The sequence below is a fragment of the Microcoleus sp. bin48.metabat.b7b8b9.023 genome, from assembly GCF_013299185.1.
GTDB lineage: Bacteria > Cyanobacteriota > Cyanobacteriia > Cyanobacteriales > Microcoleaceae > Microcoleus.
Genome location: NZ_JAAFKG010000010.1, coordinates 26,540 through 46,405 on the forward strand (window position 1 = coordinate 26,540; position 19,866 = coordinate 46,405).

Genomic DNA, 19,866 nt, shown 5'->3' on the forward strand with positions numbered 1-19,866 from the left:
AGTCCTTAATTTTAGATAACGGCGATCTGCTGACAAAACATCGATCGACCTTCCCTGTACACTGGTTAAAACTGACGCTTGTGAAAGCATACGATTACAGGCCGAACGCTGCGTGCAAGTTTTACTTACATATTTAGCTTAACAGGCGTTTCTTTTTTGTGCAAGTACAACTTGCAATATATTATGCCCGCTCAACGAAATCCAACTCGACAGCGTTTAATCGGTGCAGCGCTAGAGTTATTTGCCTCTAGGGGAGTTACCGAAACCACCACCAAGCAAATTGCAGAACTAGCAGAAGTTAATGAGGTAACTCTGTTTCGGCAGTTTGGAAGCAAGCAGGGCTTGCTTTTGTCGGTCATTGAAGAGGCTGCTGTATTTGCTAAGTTGGGTCAAACTTTGGTCGATCGGGCAAATCAGACTAGCAGCATCCACCAAGCGCTCAATGACTACGCTATTGCCTGTTTGGATGCCCTAGAACGGGTTCCGGAAGTCGTGCGATCGGTGGTGGGCGAAGCGGGACAGTACCCGGCAGAAAACCGTGCGGCGCTGGGTAGAGGCTTTACGGAAGTCAACCGCTACGCAGCGGAATATTTTGCTGCTGCGATCGATCGCGAACAGTTGCACGCCCATGTGACTGCCGAAAAGCTGGCTAGTTTGCTCAACGGAATCTTGCTGGGATACGCGGTGATTGAGTTTACTAGCGAGTTTCACGAACTTTGGCAGGATCGGGAGGATTTTTTGGAGAATTTGCTCGCGCTGTTTTTGCACGGGGCTGTATCGTCTTCCGATCGCGTCCAGTCTGAAGTTGAGTTCGATCGAGTCACCGCAAAGGCCCAAAGAGAACAACAGGAGAATGTTAATTTTTTGAGTGCGAACCAACAGGTGGAATCTGAGATTTGGCCAGCATCTGGAGGGTTTGGCGCCAAAATTCGCGACAGCCCGGCCCAAAATCAATTTGCTGTCAAATCGGAGTTAGCGATCGAAAAAACTGCTGGGGAAAATGTGTCGGATGTGCCCGCAAATTTAGTCGCTGCCATTTTGCAGCGGGCTAAAAAGCTGGGAATGCAAGAATATGCTTTAGCATACGTTTTGTTTGGATCGGGATTGAGTGCCAATGAGATTGTTGACTTGGGACGATCGCACCACATTAGCGATTCTCGCCAACAATTGCTGCAAGTCACCCAAGGTTTGGGGCGGCAAGTTCCCGTAAATCAGTGGATTTTGGGCAAGCGCTACGGTTCTTATACTAACAACCCGCTAACTCAGTGGTTGAAAAGCCGCAAAGACAGCGAATCAGCTTTGTTTTTAAATCGAACTGGAAAACGGCTGTCGGAAAATGAGTTAGTGCAGTTGTGGGAAGAAATGACTGCGGGATTGCTTGGTGTTGAAGCAGAGGCGATCGCGATCGAACAAACTCAACAAACCTGGTGCGTGGAGATGTTAATGCGGGGTATGAATTTGGAAGATATGCAGATATTGACTGGGTGGGATGCTGCTAAGTTGCAGCCTTACGCGCGCAGATCCAGGGAAAAAACTGCTTTAGAACAGGCGATTCGTCTCGATCGCAAAGCCTAGACAAATCAAACTACCATCATAAGATTGGCTCGATCGTTCGGAATGCAAGTCCTTAAAATTCAAGGACTAAAGTCCTCACTACCAACAATTTTTTATGACTGTATGATGAACACTCCTGAACCTTCATTAACTAAAACCGAATTAAGAAAATCGCTCCTAAACACCCGCAAATCCCTACCAGCCCAAGAATGGACACAAAAGAGCGAGATCCTTTGCAACCACCTGCACAACTCGCCCCTATTTACCCAAGCAAAAACAATCCTCGCCTACTTTAGCTTTCGCCAAGAACCAGATTTAAGTCCCCTATTTGCCACCCCTAAAAAATGGGGATTTCCCCGCTGTGTCGGCAAAGAGCTATCCTGGCACGTCTGGCAGCCCGGAGATGCTTTACATACTGGAGCTTATGGCATCCTAGAACCACTGCCGGATGCTCGGAAAATCGATCGCTCAGAAGTAGATTTAATCCTCGTACCCGCTGTTGGTTGCGATGTTCGCGGCTATCGCTTGGGCTACGGTGGCGGCTATTACGATCGAATGTTCAGTTTAGCTGAGTGGGAATCAAAAATGGCGATCGGCACAATCTTTGAATTTGCCTTGCTAGCCCAGCTACCAGTAGACTCCTGGGACAAACCGCTGCACGGAATTTGTACCGAAAGTGGGTTAAAAATGATACACGAGAAATCCCAAAGGTCGATCGAGCCATAAATTTTCAGTAATCATATCATATCCGCTAAAACAACCACAGTAAAATTGGTTCGTAGTGAGGACTTCAGTCCTCATGAAAATCAGAGGACTGAAGTCCTCACTACAAACTTACAACAGTTATTTTACGGGACATGATATTATCCCTAGATCCGTGTTTATATGTATCCTACTGAAAGTCCTATTTAATCTAAAATCCAAAATCTAAAATCTAAAATATTATGGCCCAGCGCTACGTTCGAGTTAAAACAACACAAGGACACATCCATTACGGTTTGCTGCAACTTAGCCGCAGCGTTCAAGTATTTGATGCACCACCCTGGTTAAAAGGACAACCAACAGATTTGGAACTTTCACCAGATAGTTACCAAATTCTCGCCCCGTGCTCTCCCTCAAAAATTGTAGCCGTCGGCAAAAATTATGTCGATCACGCCGCCGAGATGGGAACGCCAGTACCCGAAGAACCGCTGCTGTTTTTCAAGCCTCCCAGCGCTGTCATCGCAGCAGGTGCAGCGATTCGCTATCCGCAGCAGTCGGAAAGGGTAGACTACGAGGGAGAATTGGCCCTGGTAATTGGCGAACACTGTACCAACTGCACTCCCGAACAAGCACATGGCAAAATTTGGGGTTACACAATAGCCAACGACGTAACAGCCAGAGATTTGCAAAAGCGAGACAACCAGTGGGCGAGGGCCAAAGGGTTTGATACGTTTTGTCCTTTGGGGCCTTGGATTGTGCGCGAATTGAGTCCTGCTGCACAGTTACAGACTTTTGTCAATGGGAGCGATCGACCGACACAGTCATCTCAGATCGATCGCATGGTATTTTCCCCAGACTTTCTCGTCTCCTATATCAGTCAAATCATGACCCTAAATCCCGGCGATGTGATACTAACTGGAACACCCCAAGGAGTTGGGCCGCTGCAAATAGGCGATCGAGTTCGCATTGAAATTGAAGGCATCGGCAGTCTTGAAAATACAGTCATTAGTCATTAGTTATTAGTTATTAGTTATTGGTCATCAGTCATGAGTAAGCGCAAAAACCACAATATCTTCCACGGACTTTTCTGGTTGGTTTAGCGATGATTCGGACTACTGAACGAGCCAACAATTTGACGCACCTACTATCCCCACTAATGACAGTTGACAGCAAACAGGTTGACAGTTGACCGTTACCAATGCCCAATTCCCAATTCCCAAGGACAACTGACTAATGACTAATGACTAATGACTGATTTATGGTACCTGCATATAAACAGCATCGGAAAGCGGAGGAATCTCTGCATAGCGTCCCAATGCCGACTGAACGACTGCATAAACAAATGCAGCTAAAACACCCAAAAACACCATGTTATACAGCGTCTCTGCAATAAATGCGACTTGGAATCCTGTAAAAATCTTCAAAACTAGACCGCACAGCATCAAAACAATGTCTAAAAGAATCGCTTGCATCGCATTAAAACGAATGAAGTGACAGATGCTTTCGTTTCTAACTACTGCTAAATACAGGGCAAAGAAAATAATTAAGCTAGCGAAGGGCAAATTATAAATTTGCATCAAAGGATCTAGCGGTAGGAACAACAGTTGCAGGGCAGGAAACTGTCTAAACAGATACCCGCCAAAGGCAAGCCCGTCAATCAGCGGCAGCAAATAAGGCAAACAAGCAAAAATCCGGTCTGGAACAGTCGTAGATCCGCGCCAAGTCATAATGAACTCTCCTGAGTCGATCGACTAAATATCAATTCCCATTAAACTCAGGATAACGCAGCAGCAGGCAAGCGTTCCGACTCGCCCGGAATTTGCCCACACCCACAGCCGAGTAGATTCAGGGGTACTTATATCAAGTCGGGTTCAATAGTCACCATTCCTGATGCCCGATGCCCGATGCCCAATTCCCCATGCCCTGTTTGGCCCATGCCCCATGCCCTGTTTGGCCGATGATTATTTAATATTGGCAATGACGAAGCCCATTTGACACTCGTATCGATCGGGCAAATTTTCCGTAGGTTTGGCAACTGGATGACCGCAGCGAAGCTCTCCACCGCTCCAGCGCGGTTGGCCAGTGCGATCGGCAAGCACACAACTTTGGCAAACACACTGAGGGGCAAGCATCTGATTTTCCATTAGAATGACTAACATTTGATACCTCCGGCAGGTTTCACACCAGTAATTTCATTGTATGTCAGGAATTTGGGACAAACGGCTTAACCTGAACACAACGTAATATTTCTGTCAATGGTGCGAAATCCGTAGTAGGCTAAAAGATCCCCAATTCCCAATCCCAAAATTGTCAAAAGGTTGATTATTGTGACGGACACTAACTTAGACTTCCTTTCCAAAACCGATCCGCTAATTGCCGATTTAATCGGGCAAGAGCTCCAGCGGCAGCGAGATCACCTAGAACTGATCGCCAGCGAAAACTTTACCTCCGCAGCCGTAATGGCAGCTCAAGGCTCAGTGCTGACCAATAAATACGCCGAAGGGCTGCCAGCAAAACGCTACTACGGCGGTTGCGAATTTATTGACGGCATCGAGCAAATCGCGATCGATCGCGCTAAAGAGCTGTTTGGCGCAGCCCACGCCAACGTCCAGCCCCACTCCGGCGCTCAAGCTAACTTTGCAGTATTTTTGAGCTTGTTAGAGCCTGGTGACGGAATTATGGGCATGGATTTGTCCCACGGCGGACACTTGACCCACGGTTCGCCCGTTAATGTATCCGGTAAATGGTTCAAAGCTTTTCACTACGGCGTCAACCAAGAAACTGAACAGCTCGACTACGACGAAATTTTGGCACTGGCTAAAGAAAACCGACCGAAATTGCTGATTTGCGGCTATTCAGCATATTCGCGAATTATCGACTTTGAAAAGTTTAGAGCGATCGCCGACGAAATTGGAGCTTACCTGCTCGCCGACATCGCCCACATTGCCGGGTTAGTCGCCACAGGCCACCATCCCAGCCCCCTCGCCCACTGTCACGCAGTCACCACCACCACTCACAAAACCCTGCGCGGCCCCCGTGGCGGCTTGATTTTGACCAATGACCCCGAACTGGGCAAAAAGTTCGACAAATCAGTATTTCCCGGCACTCAAGGCGGCCCCTTAGAGCACGTGATTGCGGGCAAAGCTGTAGCTTTCGGCGAAGCATTAAAACCGGAATTTAAAACTTATTCCGGTCAAGTAATTGAAAATGCGCGGGCTTTAGCTGCACAGTTGCAGCAGCGGGGTTTAAAACTCGTTTCCGGCGGCACCGACAATCATTTAATGCTAGTAGATTTGCGATCGGCAAACATGACAGGCAAGCGAGCCGACCAATTAGTTAGCGGTGTAAATATTACTGCTAATAAAAATACTGTGCCTTTCGATCCGGCATCGCCTTTTGTCACCAGCGGTTTGAGACTCGGTTCGGCTGCGATGACGACGAGGGGAATGGGAACTCCAGAATTTACCGAGATTGGTGATATTATTGCCGATCGACTCCTGAATCCCGAAGATGAAAGCGTCGCCGCTGAATGCCTGCGACGAGTAGCAGCACTGTGCTCACGCTTCCCCTTATACCCGCACTTGTTCTTAAAAGTGCCGGCATTAGCTTAATTTTCCTGATCGGCAATGGGGAATTGGTAGTTGGAAGTGTACGGTTCATCAGTTGACAGTTGACAGTTGACAGTTGACAGCTACCTCTTCCATCGATAGAAGAGGATTGGATCAATGAATCATTTTGTTTGATTTCCCCCGTTTAGGGGGAGGCTTTAGACCTAATTTTTAGGGGTAAAAGAGTAAAAGATCTGAAAAAGATTGAGAGTTGTTCGTTGCGATCTTGATAAGCGGTTTTTATCGAAAATCTCGATCGCAAAAGGCAGTTTTTACTAAAAATATTTGTCGAGCGGGGCTGGTTTGATTAACGGTATTTGTCGATCGCGAAAGATACCGCTCAACTCGGCTCGCTTGGCAAGTATCGATATCGAAAAAGTCGATCGACATTGCGATTGAAAGACGATTAATTCGAGAGTCATCATTTAAAAACCGGACAATTCCCGTCCCAGCAACTTCCACTCCGGCAAATCTCCGCCTCCCAAACCCCCAGTCGCTCTTAAAGATGTTTGCTTGTGATAAGCCATCCCAAATGTAGTAGACTCTGCCTGACACCCTAATTGCCCCGCACTATTTAAAATTGATTTCAGATGCCGTATCAGTATCTGTACCACGTAATAGCTTTTCTGGTTTCTGCAAGCGTCGTCCTCTGGAGTACGCCAATAGTTAAAAAAATTGGTCTCAAAAGCGGGCGAGTCGATCGGCCAGGCGAGCGAAAAGTCCACCAGCGCCCCATGGTACGCTTGGGAGGAGTCTCTATCTTTCTCGGCACTCTGATTGCCCTGTTATTTGTCTGGCTCTGTGGAGGCTTCATCGATGCTAACGGACAAGTTCTCAATCCCAAAGACGAATACGAAATTTGGGGAGTCACCCTCGGCGGCATCGGATTCTTCCTCATCGGTTTAGCAGACGACCTATTTTCGCTCTCGGCCATAAAACGCTTGCTCATGCAAGTTGGCGTATCCACCATCGTTTGGATGGCAGGAGTACAAATTGAGTTTCTAACAGTTCCTTCCCTGGGACTGACGGATCTTGGCTGGCTGAGCTTGCCCATTACGGTGATTTGGCTTGTCGGTATGGCCAACGCCATCAACTGGATTGACGGTTTGGACGGTTTAGCAGCCGGAGTTTCTGGGATTGCAGCAGTTGTAATGCTGATTGTCAGTTTGTCGATGCACCAACCGGCGGCAGCCTTAATTGCAGCCGCTTTAGCTGGGGGGGCATTGGGATTTCTGCGCTACAACTTCAATCCGGCTCAAATCTTTATGGGAGATGGTGGGGCTTATTTTATCGGGTTTACTCTGGCTGGAGTCGGAGTAATTGGGTTAGTTAAAACTACGGCTGTTACTTCTGTGTTGCTGCCATATTTAATCTTAGCTGTACCGATTTTAGATATGTCGGCGGTGATTCTCGATCGACTCCGTAACGGCAAATCACCCTTTATTGCTGACAAACGCCACCTGCACCACCGACTCTTAGAAGCCGGACTATCCCATAGATTTGCGGTTTTATTTATTTACTCGCTGACTCTTTGGGTAGGAAGTTTAGCCCTAGCTTTTTCGGTTCCAAGCGGCATAGTTTACGCTATGGGAGCTACAAGTTTGCTGGGATACGCTAGCTGGAAAGTTTGGAGACACGCAAGATAGTTGACAGTTGACAGTTGACAGTTGACAGTTGACGGTTGTTAGTAAGAATCACCAATCACTAATAACTAATGACCAATGACCAATGACCAATGACCGATGCCCAATGCCCAATGCCCGATGCCCGATGCCCGATGCCCAATTCCCAATTCCCCAATCTAAAATCCAATAATGGTTGCTGAAATTATTTGTGTTGGTACAGAATTGCTATTAGGCGATATTCTTAATAGCAATTCCCAGTTTTTAGCGAAAGAATTAGCGAGTTTGGGAATCCCTCACTACTATCAAACAGTGGTGGGGGACAATCCCGATCGCATTAAACAGGTGATAGAAATAGCTATAGGTCGATCGCAACTTTTGCTCTTCACCGGAGGCCTCGGCCCAACACCAGACGACCTCACAGTCGAAACTATCGCCGATTATTTTGGTGTTCCTCTCATCGAAAGGCCGGAAATTATCGCCGATATCGAACAAAAATTTGCTCAGTACGGACGCACCATGAGCAAGAGCAACCGCAAACAAGCCTTAATCCCCGAAGGTGCGGACATTCTATCAAACCGCACAGGTTCTGCACCGGGGATTATTTGGCAGCCGGTTCCCAATGTCACAATAATGACATTTCCCGGCGTACCGACGGAAATGCACTTGATGTGGCAAGAAATAGCTGTTCCTTACTTGAAAAATAACGGTTGGTGCAGCTCAACTATTTGCAGTCGCACGTTGAAATTTTGGGGAATTGCTGAGTCTGCACTCGCGGAAAAAGTAGATAGTTTTCTGAATTTAACTAATCCTACCGTGGCTCCCTACGCCAATCACGGCGAAGTCAAACTGCGAATTTCGGCCCGCGCTGAGTCGGAAGTGGCGGCGAAAAAGTTAATTGAGCCGATCGAACAACAGTTGCTCCAGATTGCTGGCCTAGACTGTTACGGTGCCGATACCGATACCCTCGCCTCCACTGTCGGTAAATTGTTGCTGTTGGCTGGCGAAACTCTTAGCGTGGCTGAATCCTGCACGGGAGGTGGGTTGGGAGCGATGCTGACTGGTGTTGCCGGCAGTTCGAGATATTTTTTGGGCGGGGTAATTTCCTATGACGATCGGGTTAAGGAAAGATTATTAGGTGTTAATCCCCAAGATTTAGCCGAATTTGGGGCAGTCAGCACCAGCGTGGCAAAACAAATGGCTGCGGGAGTGCGCGCTAGCCTTAACACTGATTGGGGATTGAGCATTACAGGCATCGCTGGGCCAGGAGGCGGCACCGATGCTAAACCTGTCGGACTGGTTTATATCGGTTTAGCGGGCCCCAACGGCGAGGCTGAAAGTTTTGAATACCGCTTCGGCTATGCCCGCACTCGCGATTGGATTAGAAATCTCAGTAGCTGTACCGCGCTCGATCGGCTGCGGCGTAAATTATTATTGGCAAAAGCATAGAAAACCTCTAACACTTTGTCAATTGTCAATACTCAGCCGTAAGCTTAAGCTTTATTTAATAATTGCAATCCGAGATATTTCAGTAATTTTCCCCTTGCCTATTGATTATCTGTAAAGATTCGTTATGATAATAAGATAGGGCTGATTGGCAAATATACTGACTCTCTGCTTTGCTTAAAAGCGTTGCTCCCAACAACCAGCAAGCGAGAAAGCAAGTTTGACCTTGGATTTCAAAGTCGTGCTTGCTTATTTTCAGGGATTTAGCCGTCGGTTTAGCAATCTAGACTATAAAAAAAGGAGCTATCCGTTCAATGGAAGACATTGAAAAGGTGCTGGAACAAATTAAAGAATGGGTTCGCAAGCTGATAGAAGGACTGCTGAATCCAGAAGCTCAACCGGAACTCGAACCGATTCCTATTCCAGTCAACCAACCCAGGCATCGCCGGTAGTCGGGACTAGATGTGAAATCTGAGGTTTGAGGTTTGAGGTTGAAGGCTGGTTCTAAATCCCAAGTCAAAATTCTGATAAATCTCATAAACTTTGTTGCGCTGGAATTTTTAAAATTGTTAAATATCCTGGTACTTCACGGCCCTAATCTGAATCTATTGGGTCAGCGAGAACCTGGAGTTTATGGTTCTGCGACTTTAAATGATATCAACAAGTTGCTAGAACGAGAAGCGCAAGCCCTCCAGGTGCAAGTCTCTATTCAGCAGTCGAATCATGAAGGGGTTTTGGTGGATGCAATTCACTCGATGTTAGGGCAGCACCAAGGCTTGTTGATTAACGCTGGAGCTTATACTCATACGAGTGTGGCAATTAGAGACGCGATCGCCGCTGTGAATATCCCTGCGGTGGAAGTTCATTTGAGCAATATTTACCGACGGGAAGCTTTTCGGCACCACTCGTATATCGCAGCGGTGGCGATCGGGCAAATCAGCGGTTTTGGCTCAGAAAGTTATCGGCTGGGGCTGCAAGCTCTAGTTAGTTATCTGATTAAAAATTAAAATTTCACCGATTTTTGCTATCCACCAATCACCGGACATAACTGGACAACCATTAACTAAAGGTGAAGAGATAGCCAGCCTCAGTTACAACTACGTTTTCAGGGTGATGACACCTACAGGTACTTTCCAGCCTGTGGCTCTGTCGTCAATCGTTAAACATCTGTATTTGGTTAAAGAAGTGCGGTTGACTCAACAAGCCCTGAAAACATTGGCGAGGAAAACATTACCCGAGCAATCGGAGGACGATTATGTCTAATTTTGTCTTCGTTTTAGACACAAACAAACAACCGTTAGATCCTGTAACTTCAGGTCTTGCCAGACGGATGTTAACTCAAGGTAAAGCAGCAGTTTACAAACGTTATCCGTTCACAATAATCCTGAAGTATTCCTGTGACAAACCGCAAACAAAGTCACACGAAATTAAGATCGATCCCGGCTCGAAAACCACAGGATTAGCACTACTGCAAGGTGACGAGGTAATCTGGGCAGCCGAGTTAGCTCATCGGGGAAATCACATCACTGGTGACTTAGCATCCCGATCCGCAATTCGTCGCAACCGCAGGAATCGCAAGACTAGATACCGTCAACCTAGGTTTCTCAATCGTACTCGCACTCCCGGATGGTTGCCACCTAGTTTAGCCTCAAGAGTATCGAATATTGTGACTTGGGTGAATCGATTGCGACGGTATGTTCCTGTAACAGCTATATCTCAAGAGTTAGTTAAATTCGACACCCAAGCCATGTTGGCTCCTGAAATATCAGGAATTGAATATACTCAAGGCGAACTAGCAGGTTATGAAATCCGACAATATTTGTTAGAAAAATGGGGCAGGAAATGTGCTTACTGCGGTGTAGAAAATACCCCTTTAGAAGTCGAACACATTCACCCTAAGTCAAAGGGAGGAAGTTCGCGGGTGTCGAATCTGACTCTTGCCTGTAGAAACTGCAATCTGGCTAAATGCAATCGAGATATCAAAGATTTTCTCTCGGAAAAACCCGACATTTTATCGAGAGTTTTAAAATTTGCTTGCTTGCCATTGAAAGATGCAGCAGTAGTGAATTCTACTCGATGGTCGCTGTTTGAGAAACTCCAACAAACAGGCTTGCCAGTAACAACGGGTACGGGAGGGCGCACTCAGTACAATCGAACTCGAATGGGACTGCCTAAAAGTCACTGGCTGGATGCTGCCTGTGTAGGTGAAGTCGAACAACTGGTGATACTGACAAGGCAACCATTACTGATAACCGCTAAAGGATGGGGTAACCGTCAAATGTGTACGCCCAATAAATACGGGTTTCCCAACAAGCATAGAACTAGGTGTAAGACTTTTTTTGGGTTCCAGACTGGAGATATGGTGAGAGCAGTTTTGCCGAGTGGGAAATTTGCAGGTACTCATGTTGGTAGGTTGGCAGTTAGAGAGAGTGGAGTCTTTGATTTAAGGACAGCTTGGGGAAAAATTAGCCCCATGCGTCACAAATACTGCAAAACTGTTCACCGCAATGATGGTTATATGTATGGGTTTTCCACTCTTGTCCGCTATTAGAGGCGATTAGAGGCGTACCGATCGGATGAGGGCCGGTTTTAGATGGAAAACCAGCCCTTATATGTTTGGGTTTAATTAAAATTAATCAGAAGAATGGTTCAACAGTTGACAGTTGACAGTTGACAGTTGACAGTTTGAAGGCAACCTCTACCATTAAGTCCGAGAATTAGAGTAATAAATAGTCTGATTTTAATTTCTCCCTCAAAGACTTGGGGCTTTCAACCAATTCTTTCTGGTAATGGGCATCGGCTAAAGAGGGCATCGGGCATCGGGTAATGGGTAATGGGTAATGGGTGATAGTTACTTGTTAGTGATTTTTATAATAACCAATTCGCAATTCCCTGTTTGACCAATTCGCAATTCCCTATTCCCAATTCCCTGTTTGACCAATTCGCAATTCCCTATTCCCAATTCCCTACTAATTACCGATTACCAATTACTAGCAACTTGAGTTGAATTCAAATGCGGCATTCCCTGTTGAGCAAGTTTCAAGGAACCATCCTGGGGGCACTTTTAGGAGACTCTATAGGCCTGCAATACCAGAGGCAGCTAGCGGGTATTCCCTCCCAAACAGAAGACTTGCAGCCGATTTTACAACTGACGAAACACCAACTATTGACCCTGAGTGGGGCAACATTAGCCCTGAATTCTCCCAACACCAAAATACTCAGGGGCAAATACTCCGAATGCGGGAGACTTGCAGTAGCGTGGACTCAAAGTTTAATTCGGTGTAATGGTTTAGATTTAAAAGATTGGCGCGATACTTGGGAATTATTGGCAAAGTCCGAAATCTACCAGTCTCCAAATAGAGAGTTTCAAAGCCTGCTTAACCCTAGTGAAGCTGCGGTTGCTGCTCTGCCATGCGTGATGTTTTTTCACGAAAATAAAGCCAAGCTGCGAGAAAAAATAATGCTGGCGACAGATGTTTTGCCCAAGGAAAATCAGGCAGAATTGCAGACAGCAGTGTTAGCTACAGGATATGCGATCGCCCGATCGCTCAAACAAAGACTTGACCCCGCCACAGCGATCGAACAAACCATTGCCTACCTAAACATAGATACTGCCTTAACCGAGTTGCTGCGGCAAGTGCAAATACTACTAGAACAGGGAGCAGATTTAGAAACAGCCACCACTCACCTGTGCAAAAGCGCCACAGCGTTGCGAGAAAAACCAGAAGAGGGCGAGAAAAAAGCAGAAACTCACTCAATTGTCAATCCAGGAAATTTTATTCCCATTGCCCTAGCTTTCTACTGCTTCTTGAGCACCCCAGAACACCTACGCTTGTCAGTAGTGCGGGCAGCCCGCTGCGGGATAGCGGGACAACTCACCTGCGCTTTGACGGGAGCTTTGTCTGGAGCATACAACGGCGCTGCTGCGATTCCTGTAGAATGGCGACAAGTATTGTCGGCGGTTGAATCGCAGCCGCTAGTCGAGGGCCGAGAACCCTCCCTGTGGGGAACGGGCAGCGATGCAAAAATTTTGGAGTTAGCAAGCAACCTGTTTGCTGTTTGGGCTGGAGTTTACAACCCTTCGGCGGAGCCGGATTCCGCAGCCCTAGCCCGCGCAGTGGCTGCACCTTATGTCATTAGACCTCGAAACATATAAAGTTGGGAGCTTTGAACAGGAGGGGAAAGCAGAAACTATAGCCTTTCTCAAAAAGATGAGGTATGGCTGACAGCTTACATAACCGCTGAAATCAAGAGGGCTCTCTTCCCAACAACGTCCGCGAATCTTTGTGAAAACCGCTATAGCAATTAAGAATTAGCAGTTAACAATTAGCAATTAGCAATTAGCAAGTCACAAGTGACAGCCAAAGGAGAGCGACAATTAAAAATTAACAAGTAACAACTTAAATTGGAGGCGCTTGCTTCCTCAAACCAGATTTCTAGGAGAGTATAGGATTGGGAAACTAGGAATCGACCGAGAAAGCGGGTTTTTAGCCACACCGCACGAGAGCTGTTTGAGATAGACAAAGGCAGGAAATAAGCAGCAGAAGCTTGAGGACACTGCTGGCGTTGTTGGCGACACTTAGATAGAAAATCGATCGGCTGTCGAGTGTCTGGTAAATTAGCCTGCTTGTTTAGAATATTCAGGTACGGTAGTTCGGATAAACTCAATCAAGATGCACAGTCAGAATTTCTGACAAAGCTGCTGAGTAACAGTGATATATCTTCGACACAAATGAATACGCTCTCCTCATTAATGCGACAGATTGAGCAGTTAGGGGCTACGCGCTCGCTGCGCCAACACATTGCTCAAGTGCAAAATGGTGACAGTAAAACAGCCGATCGCCCTGGCGGGCCTCTCCTGAGCCGTTTTTTGCGCCAGAAATGGCCTGGGCCCGAGACTTTTATTAGATTGACAAGTAAAACCTCAAAATCTAGCCTCAAAAATCAGGCTCGTTCCCCGATGTTGGCCCTGGTAGCAGTAGTTTCCCTCAGCAGCACTCTTGGCCACCGCTTCTACAACCAGCCGAAATTGGATGTGGGGACGAAAGCTCCTCAGACGATTAAGGCTCCTGCTAGTGTTAGCATTCCCGATCACAAAACTACTGAAGAACACCGTTCATCAGCACGAATCGGGGCTGTACCGATATTAATGCTCGATCGCGCGGTCGATCGACAAATCGAGCGAGAATTGCAACAATTTTGGCAACAGGGGAGCCAACTCCGGCGGGCGGTAGGCCCGTTTCCGTTTGCGACGCCCTCGGCGCTCTCAAATGCGGCTCAGGTTTACTTGAGGGGGTGTCCGGAGTGGGAGTGGCGAGCGATTTTGGCGCAAGCAGGGGACAACAGTGCAAATTTTGAGCGGTTGAATTTGAATTCCCCGGCAATTGCTGCACCGACGGATAACAAGTCTCAGCAGGATGCGATCGCTCAATTGCAAGCTTACAGCCGATCGGTCCGGGCAGCAGATTTTCAAAGCCTGACAGATAGTATTTCCGAGGCTCGCCGGCGCTATGCGAATGCTGTGGAGGCGCTTGAAAAACCGTCGGTTTCCGCGCTCCGAAAGATTTATGATACTTCCCTGTTTGATTTGTCGGATGCAGCTTGGCAGAAAACCCAAACGGGTATGAGTCGGGTGGCAAAAATGATGCTGGCTCAAGGTATCCCGCAGGGGTTGCCAAAAGAGATTTTGAAAGAAGCTGTGAAGCTGCAAGTCGCAGAGGAAGTGCCGTTAGAGTCCCAAGCTTTGGCGGTTGAGGCTTTAAGTGCGATTTTGCAGCCAAATCTGGTGAGAGATCCCGAGGAAACCAAACAGCTAGCGGAATTGGCAGCGCAAAAGGTGAAACCGGTGACGATCGCCGTAGAGAAGGGCGATATTATTGTTGCAGAAGGAAAACTTATCGCGCAGCAAGATTTCGTATTGCTGGACTATTTTGGTTTGAGCCGGCGGGGTGTAAATTGGTTGGGGCTGGCGGGTTTTGTTTGTTTAGTCGCGGGGGCTATTGCGATCGTGTTGCTGGTAGAAAGGCACTACCGCTTGCGCCGGAGAGATCATTTGCTGTTGCTGCTGCTGACGTTGAGCGCGCCGGTGCTGGTGAGTTTGGGGCTGCCTTGGACGACTTTACCGGCGATCGGGATTTTAGCAGGCGGCTTCTACGGTTCGGCGGTGGGAGTGACTGTGGTGGGGCTGCTGTCGGCGCTGCTACCCATTGGCTTGGATGTAGAGTTGATTCATTTGGTGGCTAGCGCGGCGGGGGGATTGCTGGGCGCTTTTATGGCCGGAAGATTGCGATCGCGCGAGGAATTGGCTCTTTTGGGCGTGGCTGTCGGCTTGGCTCAGGGCAGCGTCTATCTGGTGGGGACTTTGATTGCTAGCGCTGCTGCGGGTGCGATTTGGTACGTCGTACTGGGTACGGTGGGTTGCCAAAGTTTGGCTGGTTTGGCTTGGAGCGTGGTGGCGATCGGCATCAGCCCTTATTTAGAACACGTTTTCGACTTGATTACCCCGATCCGGCTAGCGGAACTTGCCAATCCCAACCGCCCGCTGTTAAAGAGGTTGGCTGCCGAAGCTCCGGGGACTTTTCAGCACACGCTGTTTGTGGCTAGTTTGGCGGAGGCTGCGGCGAGGGAACTCGGCTGCAATGTTGAGTTAGTTAGAGCTGGTACGCTATACCACGATATTGGAAAAATGCACGACCCAAGCGGATTTTGCGAAAATCAAATGGGCGGCGGCAACAAACACGATGAAATTAATAACCCTTGGGCGAGCGCCGAAATTATTAAAAAGCACGTTAGCGAAGGGTTGGTAATGGCGCGGAAGCATCGATTGCCGAAGTCGATTCAGGCATTTATTCCTGAACATCAAGGCACAATGTTAATTGCTTATTTCTACCATCAAGCGCAGCAAATTGCTGTAAAAGAACCTGAAAATTTAAATATTACTTTGGCAGATGCGGATAATTCAAAGTTAGCAATCGAAACCCGGGAAGTGAGGGAGCAGGATTTTCGCTACGACGGGCCGATTCCGCAGTCGCGGGAAACTGGAATTTTGATGTTGGCAGATTCTTGTGAAGCTGCTTTGCGATCGCTCAAGGATGCCACTCATGAGGAAGCTTTGAATATGGTTAATCGGATTTTGCGGGCTCGCTGGCAGGATAATCAGTTGCTAGATTCGGGTTTGAATCGGGAGGATATGTCTTTAATTGCGGAGATTTTTGTGCGGGTTTGGGAACAGTTCAATCACAAGCGGATTGCTTATCCTAGTGCAGTTTTTACTCCGAGGTAGAGATTTGTGAGTTAGATTTTTGGAGAGATATATTATAGTAAAAATACCGTTATTAGGTTCGTAGTGAGGACTTCAGTCCTTGGATTTTATGCGGACTGAAGTCCGAACGATCGAACCTATTTAATGGTTATTAGGTTCGATCGTTCGGACTTCAGTCCTCTGATTTTATGCGGACTGAAGTCCGAACGATCGAACCTATTTAATGGTTATTAGGTTCGATCGTTCGGACTTCAGTCCTCTGATTTTATGCGGACTGAAGTCCTCACTACGAACCTATTTTAGGTTAAATTATCCCCAATCCCTAAATCTAAAATCTAAAATGGTTTAAGATGTACCGCGCAGCGCACCGTGAACCTGAGGATTGCCGGTAACAATCACCACGGTTTGCTTGATTCCGTCAATCAGCCAATTTCCGTCTGTTGTTTGAATCAAAGAGTGAAAATAGTTTCCTGCTGTATCCAGCCGATTTTGTCCTGCTTCGCGACTGGGGTCAAGTCGATAAATTTGGTATGCAGAATGACATTTGGCTGTATTGTGGTGAATAGTCAATTCATGATTCGTGCTGACGTGCAGCGTTCGCAAACCTGCAAGTCCCTCTACCCGCTGTTTTATATATTCTTCTGCGGTTACTCGTCGGGGAGTTTCACCCCGAAATTCCGAATAGTCGATATCTATTTCGTCGGCTAGATGCGATCGCAATTTGTCCCAGTCTTTAGCATCGATCGCATTGGCGAATGCTACGATCGCATCTATGACAGCAGCGCGGTCAACAATCCCCCGGATGTCTGGCAGTTCGTACATAACAAATAAATTTTGTGAGTTGTATGACGAAGGAAGAAGGAAGAAGGAAGAAGGAAGAATTTTAGACTAACAATGCCCAATGCCCTGTTTGCCCAATCCCTCCGCTACGCTCCGCCCAATGCCCAATGCCCAATTCCCTAATTCTATCCCTTGACTCCGGCGGCAGTTTCGGTCGGCACAATGTATTTTTGCAACAGCAAAAACAGTCCTAAAACTGGAATTATAGAAATAATCGAACCCGCCGCCACCAAACGCCAATCTAAAGAAAATGTCCCGGCTAAATTAGCTACGCCTAAAGGTAGCGTATAATATTCGGGTCTGTCTAAAACTAGCAGCGGCCACAAAAAGTCACTCCAAGAACCGATAAATACAAAAATCCCTAAAGTAACTAAAGCTGGCTTAATTGCGGGAATCATTACGTGCCACCAAATGCCTAATTCGGTGCAGCCGTCGATGCGGGCGGCTTCTTCTAATTCCTTGGGAACTGCTAGAAATGCTTGTCTCAATAAAAATATGCCGAAGGCTGAGGCTAGTCCGGGAAATATTACGCCTAAATAGCTATTTTTTAATCCGAGTTGTACTGTCAAAATGTACAGCGGAATCATGACTATTTGGAAGGGTATCATGATCGTGGAAATAATCGTAATTAAAATGGCTTCGCGGCCGCGAAAGTTAAGTCTGGCTAAGGGGTAAGCCGCAAGCGCGCAAAACAAAACGTTGATGCTGACTGTGAGGCCTGCAATCAGGGTGCTGTTGAACAGGTAGCGCCCGAAGGGGTTGGTTTCCCAGACTTTGATGAAGTTTTCGAGGGTTGGCTGTTGCGGCCACAGTTGCGGGGGATATTGAAAGATGTTTTCGCTGGGGGATTTGAGGGAGGTGCTGAGCAGCCACAGCAAGGGGAAGAGCATTAAAAGTGCGATCGCCCCCATCATCCCATAGATCCACAGCGTCTTCCAGCGCGATCGACTGCTATTTGGGGAATTAGGTTTTTTAGTTTTGAGATTGTTCATTGTTGGGATATGATGATAAGTCCTTGCTTCGTGAGAAGCCTTGTTGTCCATAAGGGAATTATTGCCATGAAACCGTTTATTTACGAAACAATGTACATTCTGCGCCCTGACTTGGGTGAAGAAATGACTGACCAGGCGATCGCGAAATATCAAACCATTTTGCGCGATCAAGGTGCTGAAAATATCGAAACTCAGCACCGCGGCAAGCGTCGCTTGGCTTACGAAATCGGCAAGCACCGCGACGGGGTATACGTTCAAATGAACTATACAGCTCCGGGCGCTGCAATTTTTCCTATGGAACGCGCGATGCGTCTGAGCGAAGAGGTGATTCGCTATTTGACGATTAAGCAAGATGTGCCAGATGCACCTGAAGCTGAAGCTGAAGAGGAAGCTGCTGCGTAGCATTCGTGTCTAAGGTATGTTGTTGGGCTTGGGCCCTCTTTAGACATATATATAAAGAGGGCTAAAGCCCAACAACGTACCTTTGGGCTAAAGCCCAACAACGTACCTTTGGGCTAAAGCCCAACAACGTACCTTTGGGCTAAAGCCCAACAACGTACCTTTGGGCTAAAGCCCAACAACGTACCTTTGGGCTAAAGCCCAACAACGTACCTTTGGGCTAAAGCCCAACAACGTACCTTCTATAAAACCGCCCTGCTTTTTAAGGGAGATTTAGGGATATCTGGCCTCGGATCGAAACCAGATTTATCAAGTTCACGCAATTGTTAATCTGAGTTCAAAAACTCCAAATAATTATTAGTCAATTCTTTGACTGCTAAATCGTGAAATTGTTGGCCGTGTTCGGGAGTTGCTAAGGCTGGATTTGAACCCATTCTCCCGTCGGGAAATCGGCGGCGGAAGTCAGCAGCACTATAAATTTTATGCCCAGATCCAACTTCTTCCGAAAGCGGTGCTTGCTTGATTGCTTCTGGATAAAGGTACTGGGTTACGGCAATTTCGCTGGGGGTGGCGTGGGAACCTTCTTGGTTTCCGTACAATTCTTTGGCGAGTTTGTAGACTGAACCGCACATGAACCAGTTGCCGATTTGACACTGGATTCGATCGCCATTTGGTACATTTAAGTCCGACAAATGCGCGTATGTCTCGGAAAATGCTGCTTTCATCGTGGCAATATTGCCGCCGTGACCGTTAATAAAGAAATATTTCTCAAATCCAGCTTTTGCTAAAGATGTGATATAATCTCTGATTACCAAAATTAGGGTCTGCGGTCGGAGGCTGATGCTACCGGGAAAGCTGGTGTGGTGCAAAGCCATGCCGACATTAATTGTCGGGCCGACTAAGGCATTGGCTGCTTCGCCGACACTCTGGGCGATCGCACCAGCAGTAATCGCGTCAGTTCCGATTAAACCGGTGGGCCCGTGTTGTTCGGTGGAGCCGATCGGGATAATTATGCCTCGGGAGCTCTCAAGATAAGCTTCAACAAGAGGCCAGGTACTCAAATGCAGCAACATTATAGGCAATCTACAGAATTTTTACTTGTAAGTTCGATCGTAGCGGGCCTGGGTCAGTTGTAGCTCGCGTTCAAAACTCCTCGCCTTTGCCCCCGCTTGCGTCCGGTTCCTGTCTAGTGCTCGCGTCTAACCCACGACACCCGCTCGCGTCTAACCCACGACACCCGCTCGCGTCTAACCCACGAAGCTCGCGTCTAACCCACAAAACACTATTCCTCAAAAACCCGTTAGATTGCCAGATTTATCGTTAATTTAGCGCCATATTTTTAGAGTTACCAGGTTTCGGAGCGTAAATTCGATCGGGGTAGTATCTTCAACCAAAGCTGTAGGGTTCGGTTAAACTTTAAGAACAACATTACTAATCTTTAA

Annotated in this window: 19 protein-coding genes; 12 read left to right on the forward strand and 7 right to left on the reverse strand. The window is 47.3% G+C overall.

Annotated features, from left to right (window positions below; all coding sequences use genetic code 11):
* Nucleotides 1-183: 183 nt before the first annotated feature.
* From QZW82_RS08230 to QZW82_RS08240, 3 genes are all read left to right on the forward strand, one after another.
* Complete coding sequence (locus QZW82_RS08230; protein ID WP_293146918.1) at nucleotides 184-1,575, forward strand: TetR family transcriptional regulator; 1,392 nt, start codon at nucleotides 184-186, stop codon at nucleotides 1,573-1,575.
* Nucleotides 1,576-1,680: 105 nt separating this feature from the next.
* Nucleotides 1,681-2,280 carry a 5-formyltetrahydrofolate cyclo-ligase gene (locus QZW82_RS08235; RefSeq protein WP_293147123.1) on the forward strand — a complete coding sequence of 200 codons (600 nt, stop codon included), beginning with the start codon at nucleotides 1,681-1,683 and terminating at the stop codon, nucleotides 2,278-2,280.
* Nucleotides 2,281-2,498: 218 nt separating this feature from the next.
* A complete protein-coding gene (locus tag QZW82_RS08240; RefSeq protein WP_293146920.1) occupies nucleotides 2,499-3,272 on the forward strand; it encodes a fumarylacetoacetate hydrolase family protein in 774 nt (257 codons plus the stop codon).
* Nucleotides 3,273-3,512: 240 nt separating this feature from the next.
* Here QZW82_RS08240 and QZW82_RS08245 read toward each other — a convergent pair whose 3' ends face one another.
* Nucleotides 3,513-3,983, reverse strand: a complete 471-nt coding sequence (locus QZW82_RS08245; RefSeq protein ID WP_293146922.1) for a Tic20 family protein — start codon at nucleotides 3,981-3,983, stop codon at nucleotides 3,513-3,515.
* A gap of 234 nt (nucleotides 3,984-4,217) precedes the next feature.
* Nucleotides 4,218-4,415: a hypothetical protein gene (locus QZW82_RS08250; protein WP_293133771.1), complete on the reverse strand. Its 198-nt coding sequence runs from the start codon at nucleotides 4,413-4,415 to the stop codon at nucleotides 4,218-4,220.
* 168 nt (nucleotides 4,416-4,583) lie between these two features.
* Here QZW82_RS08250 and glyA point away from each other — a divergent pair, with 168 nt between their 5' ends.
* A complete protein-coding gene (glyA, locus tag QZW82_RS08255) occupies nucleotides 4,584-5,867 on the forward strand; it encodes a serine hydroxymethyltransferase (RefSeq protein WP_293146924.1) in 1,284 nt (427 codons plus the stop codon).
* Nucleotides 5,868-6,104: 237 nt separating this feature from the next.
* Here the strand turns inward: glyA and QZW82_RS08260 are convergent, their stop codons facing one another.
* Complete coding sequence (locus QZW82_RS08260) at nucleotides 6,105-6,419, reverse strand: hypothetical protein (protein WP_293146926.1); 315 nt, start codon at nucleotides 6,417-6,419, stop codon at nucleotides 6,105-6,107.
* Nucleotides 6,420-6,454: 35 nt separating this feature from the next.
* Here QZW82_RS08260 and QZW82_RS08265 point away from each other — a divergent pair, with 35 nt between their 5' ends.
* From QZW82_RS08265 to QZW82_RS08290, 6 genes are all read left to right on the forward strand, one after another.
* Nucleotides 6,455-7,510, forward strand: a complete 1,056-nt coding sequence (locus QZW82_RS08265) for a glycosyltransferase family 4 protein (protein ID WP_293146928.1) — start codon at nucleotides 6,455-6,457, stop codon at nucleotides 7,508-7,510.
* A 168-nt stretch (nucleotides 7,511-7,678) separates the two neighbouring features.
* A complete protein-coding gene (locus QZW82_RS08270; RefSeq protein WP_293146930.1) occupies nucleotides 7,679-8,935 on the forward strand; it encodes a competence/damage-inducible protein A in 1,257 nt (418 codons plus the stop codon).
* A gap of 311 nt (nucleotides 8,936-9,246) precedes the next feature.
* The gene (locus tag QZW82_RS08275; RefSeq protein ID WP_293146932.1) at nucleotides 9,247-9,384 is read left to right on the forward strand and encodes a hypothetical protein; all 138 of its coding nucleotides are present in this window, start codon (nucleotides 9,247-9,249) and stop codon (nucleotides 9,382-9,384) included.
* 114 nt (nucleotides 9,385-9,498) lie between these two features.
* Nucleotides 9,499-9,939 carry a type II 3-dehydroquinate dehydratase gene (gene aroQ, locus QZW82_RS08280; RefSeq protein WP_293146934.1) on the forward strand — a complete coding sequence of 147 codons (441 nt, stop codon included), beginning with the start codon at nucleotides 9,499-9,501 and terminating at the stop codon, nucleotides 9,937-9,939.
* Between the two features lie 248 nt (nucleotides 9,940-10,187).
* A complete protein-coding gene (iscB, locus tag QZW82_RS08285; RefSeq protein ID WP_293146936.1) occupies nucleotides 10,188-11,483 on the forward strand; it encodes an RNA-guided endonuclease IscB in 1,296 nt (431 codons plus the stop codon).
* Nucleotides 11,484-11,945: 462 nt separating this feature from the next.
* Complete coding sequence (locus QZW82_RS08290) at nucleotides 11,946-13,088, forward strand: ADP-ribosylglycohydrolase family protein (protein WP_293146938.1); 1,143 nt, start codon at nucleotides 11,946-11,948, stop codon at nucleotides 13,086-13,088.
* 170 nt (nucleotides 13,089-13,258) lie between these two features.
* Here QZW82_RS08290 and QZW82_RS08295 read toward each other — a convergent pair whose 3' ends face one another.
* Nucleotides 13,259-13,600, reverse strand: a complete 342-nt coding sequence (locus QZW82_RS08295; protein WP_293146940.1) for a hypothetical protein — start codon at nucleotides 13,598-13,600, stop codon at nucleotides 13,259-13,261.
* A 64-nt stretch (nucleotides 13,601-13,664) separates the two neighbouring features.
* On the opposite strand from QZW82_RS08295, the gene QZW82_RS08300 reads away from it, so the two are divergent.
* On the forward strand, nucleotides 13,665-16,214 hold the full coding sequence (locus QZW82_RS08300) for an HDIG domain-containing metalloprotein (RefSeq protein WP_293146941.1): 2,550 nt from the start codon (nucleotides 13,665-13,667) through the stop codon (nucleotides 16,212-16,214).
* Between the two features lie 324 nt (nucleotides 16,215-16,538).
* Here the strand turns inward: QZW82_RS08300 and QZW82_RS08305 are convergent, their stop codons facing one another.
* Nucleotides 16,539-17,015, reverse strand: coding sequence for a nuclear transport factor 2 family protein (locus QZW82_RS08305; protein WP_293146942.1), 477 nt, complete (start codon nucleotides 17,013-17,015; stop codon nucleotides 16,539-16,541).
* Nucleotides 17,016-17,158: 143 nt separating this feature from the next.
* Nucleotides 17,159-18,025, reverse strand: coding sequence for a carbohydrate ABC transporter permease (locus tag QZW82_RS08310; RefSeq protein WP_293147125.1), 867 nt, complete (start codon nucleotides 18,023-18,025; stop codon nucleotides 17,159-17,161).
* A gap of 66 nt (nucleotides 18,026-18,091) precedes the next feature.
* On the opposite strand from QZW82_RS08310, the gene rpsF reads away from it, so the two are divergent.
* Nucleotides 18,092-18,427, forward strand: a complete 336-nt coding sequence (gene rpsF / locus QZW82_RS08315; protein ID WP_293146945.1) for a 30S ribosomal protein S6 — start codon at nucleotides 18,092-18,094, stop codon at nucleotides 18,425-18,427.
* 323 nt (nucleotides 18,428-18,750) lie between these two features.
* On the opposite strand, the gene QZW82_RS08320 is transcribed toward rpsF, so the two are convergent.
* Nucleotides 18,751-19,497 (reverse strand): creatininase family protein, encoded by a 747-nt coding sequence (locus QZW82_RS08320; RefSeq protein ID WP_293146947.1) that lies wholly within the window; start codon nucleotides 19,495-19,497, stop codon nucleotides 18,751-18,753.
* Between the last annotated feature and the right edge of the window lie 369 nt (nucleotides 19,498-19,866).